At 60.4% G+C, this 3038-nt stretch carries 3 protein-coding genes and 1 tRNA gene; all 4 read left to right on the top strand.

The genetic code is table 11. The features are described 5' to 3' along the window. On the top strand, positions 1-848 hold an 848-nt coding region (gene lnt, locus Q0288_RS09475; RefSeq protein WP_299429767.1), incomplete at its 5' end, for an apolipoprotein N-acyltransferase. Between the two features lie 35 nt (positions 849-883). Further along, positions 884-969: transfer RNA gene (locus Q0288_RS09470), tRNA-Leu, on the top strand. Positions 970-998: 29 nt separating this feature from the next. Continuing rightward, complete coding sequence (gene secG / locus Q0288_RS09465; protein ID WP_299429765.1) at positions 999-1226, top strand: preprotein translocase subunit SecG; 228 nt, start codon at positions 999-1001, stop codon at positions 1224-1226. A gap of 246 nt (positions 1227-1472) precedes the next feature. Beyond that, the coding region (locus tag Q0288_RS09460) for an ABC transporter substrate-binding protein (RefSeq protein WP_299429763.1) at positions 1473-3038 on the top strand (1566 nt) is incomplete at its 3' end.

Genomic DNA, 3038 nt, shown 5'->3' with positions numbered 1-3038 from the left:
TAGGATTGTGGGCGATGCCTCTGCCTGCTGCTCAAGGTAGCGAGAATGCCCTGTGGGTGCAGGGGAATAGCAATCCCGTGCGCAAGCTCGACGGTGTGGCTGCCGAGCAGACCTATGTCGAACTAACGCACCAGGGCTTGCAAGCCCACCCCGAGACTGGGGTAGTCATCTGGCCGGAGACCGCCGTGGCGGGCTTTTCGCCCGAGCTGGTGGCTTTGCTGGGGAACCGCGAACTTATCAGTGGCCTCGAGACCGGTACATCCAATCGGGCCGTGCGTCTCTCAAACGGACACATTACCCACACTTACGACAAGAACAGACTGGTGCCTTTTGGCGAGAGTTTCCCGTGGAGCGACCGGTTACGACCGGTTTACCGGTTCTTTTTCCGGGCCTTTGGCTTCGAGGGAGACCTGGCCAGCCGCATTCCAGGCCGTGGCTATCTGCCTCTGGGCCGCTACGGAGCGCTCATCTGCTACGAATCGGTGTTTCCATCGGTTGCCAGAAGTCTTGTTGTGAACGGTGCGGAGGTTCTGGAACTGGGCTCCAACGATGCCTGGTTTGGCCCCAGCTTTGGGGGTTTACAGCACTTTCAGATGGGCCGTCTGCGTGCCGTCGAAACCGGGCGCTGGCTGCTGCGGGCCGGCAACGATGGGGTCACGGCCATCATAGACCCTTACGGACGAGTTACGGCCCGCATTCCCCAACGCCAGCCGGGCTTTCTTGCGGGGCAGTTTGGCTGGCTGCAAGACCAAACTTTGTATGTCCGCTGGGGGGACTGGGCGGTAGGGTTAGCGGGGGTCTTACTGGTTCTTGGCTTGCGAATCCGTCCAAAAGGCACTATAGTTTAGTCTTGCTGGCGAAGATGCCAGTACTTTGTCCGCGTGCCGGGATGGCGGAATTGGTAGACGCACCCGACTCAAAATCGGACGGTTAACAGCCGTGTGGGTTCGAGTCCCATTCCCGGCACCAGTGGGCACAACCAGCAGTGGAGGCATGCAGTGGAGATTCTTCAAAACATCCTGATTTTTCTGTACATCGCCGTGGCCGGATTTCTGGTCTATCTGGTGCTCTCGCAAGAACCCAAGCAGGGCGCAGGCGATATGTTTGGGGGTTCCACCGACCTTTTCAGCACCCGTGGTATTACCGGTGGGCTGTACCGCATCACGGTGGTGCTGGGGGCTATCTTCGCAGTTCTGGCTTTTTCTTTCCGGTTTTTCGAGCGATAGTCGGTTGGTTAAAATCCTCACCCGATACCGCCCTCCACCTGTGCTGGAGGGCGTTTTGTTGTGAGAGCAATGGAACTATGACCTAAGCCCATCCACCGTTTGGTGGATGTAATCCAAGTACAAATTCGCCTGTAAGCCCTTGACAGTCGGATGTAGGCTATATAGCTTTGTACCAAGTCCATCTCGTTGTGGTTCTTCCCCTGAAGCAGCGAGGGTGGTGAACTGTCCAGAATCAGGAGGCTAGATATGAAGAAACTGTTGGTCTTAGGAATGCTTGCCCTGGCCGGGTTGGCCCTGGCCCAGCCCAAGGTGTTCAGAGGCACCGAGCCGGGCCGTGTAGGGGGTGCGTACCGAATTACCGCGATCTCCGACCCGCGCACCTGGAACCCCTTTGTGGCCCGCGAAACCTCTTCCACCGATATCATTGCGCTGTTCCTGCCCACCCTTACCGGCTACAACCCCCGTACCCTGGCCCCCGAGGGCAACCTGGCCCGAAGCTGGGAAGTCCGCAACAACGGCCTGACCGTTATTTTCCGTCTGCGCGAAGGGGCGCGCTGGTCGGATGGACAGGCCATAGATGCCGACGACGTAATCTTTAGCGCTACCGTACACGGCGATCCGCGGGTCAACTCCAACTCGCGCAGCGCCTTCATCCTGGACGGTCAGCCCATCCGCTGGACCAAGGTTGACCAGCTAACGGTGCGGGCCGACTTCCCCAAGCCCTACGCGCCAGCGCTGCTCCAGGGCTGGTATATCGCTCCCGAGCACATTTTTGGCCCCGCCTTCCGTGCTGGGGTACCGCAACTCCAGGCATTGTGGAACCTGGATACGCCGGCGGCTCAGGTGATCTCAGGCGGCCCTTTCAGGCTGGATAGCTACGTCAAGGGTGAGCGGGTGGTACTCGTCCGCAACCCCAACCACTGGGGCGTGGACGAGCGTAACAACCCCGTGGCCTACCTCGAGCGCTACACCGTGCAGATCGTGCCGGATCTTAACGCCCAGCTTGCTCGCTTCCTGGCGGGTGATGCGGATACCTTCGCGGCGGCCAACGCCGACCATGTAGCGCAGGTTCTGGAGCGTATTCGGGGCAACCGCCTGCGGGGCGAGATCTTCCCCAACGCCGATGTGACCATGGGTACCAACTTCGTCGTTTTCAACTGGAACCACAAGGACGCCAACAAGGCCAACCTGTTCCGTCAGGTTAAGTTCCGCCGGGCCATGGCCCACCTGATGGACAAGAAGTCCATGATCGAGGTCGCCCTGGGCGGTCTGGGCCAGCCCCAGTGGAGCCCCATCTCCATTCCGGCCAAGGCCTTCTTTACCGACGATGTTCCCAAGTTTGAGTTCAACCCCCAGCGGGCCACCCAGCTTCTGGCCGAACTCGGCTTCCGCACCCGGAACCGCGACGGCTGGCTGGTCAATGCCCAGGGCCAGGTGCTGGAGTTCAACCTGGTGACCAACCAGGGCAATACCGTGCGCGAGCGCATTGCCCAGATTTTCCGCGACGAAGCCCGCAAGGTTGGCGTCAAGGTGGAATACCGCCCCATTGACTTCAACGAACTGGTGCGCCAGCTCACCACACCGGCTGCCGACGGCACCCGCGAGTTCGATGCCATTCTGATCGGTCTCACCGGCGGGGTCGAGCCGGCCTTCGCCCGAAACGTCTGGGAGCTTAACGGTTCCCTGCACGCCTGGAACCAGGGTGTCGGAGGCCGGCCCCCGGCAAGGGTCGAAGCCTTTGAGGTTCTGATTGATACCCTGATGAAACGGGGCGCCACCACCCTCGACCAGGCCCAGCGTCGTCAGATTTAT

The sequence above is a fragment of the uncultured Meiothermus sp. genome (genome assembly GCF_937863175.1).
Classification (GTDB): Bacteria; Deinococcota; Deinococci; order Deinococcales; family Thermaceae; genus Meiothermus.
The sequence above is the reverse complement of the archived record's forward strand: the minus strand, read 5'-3'. Positions and strand labels throughout refer to the sequence as shown.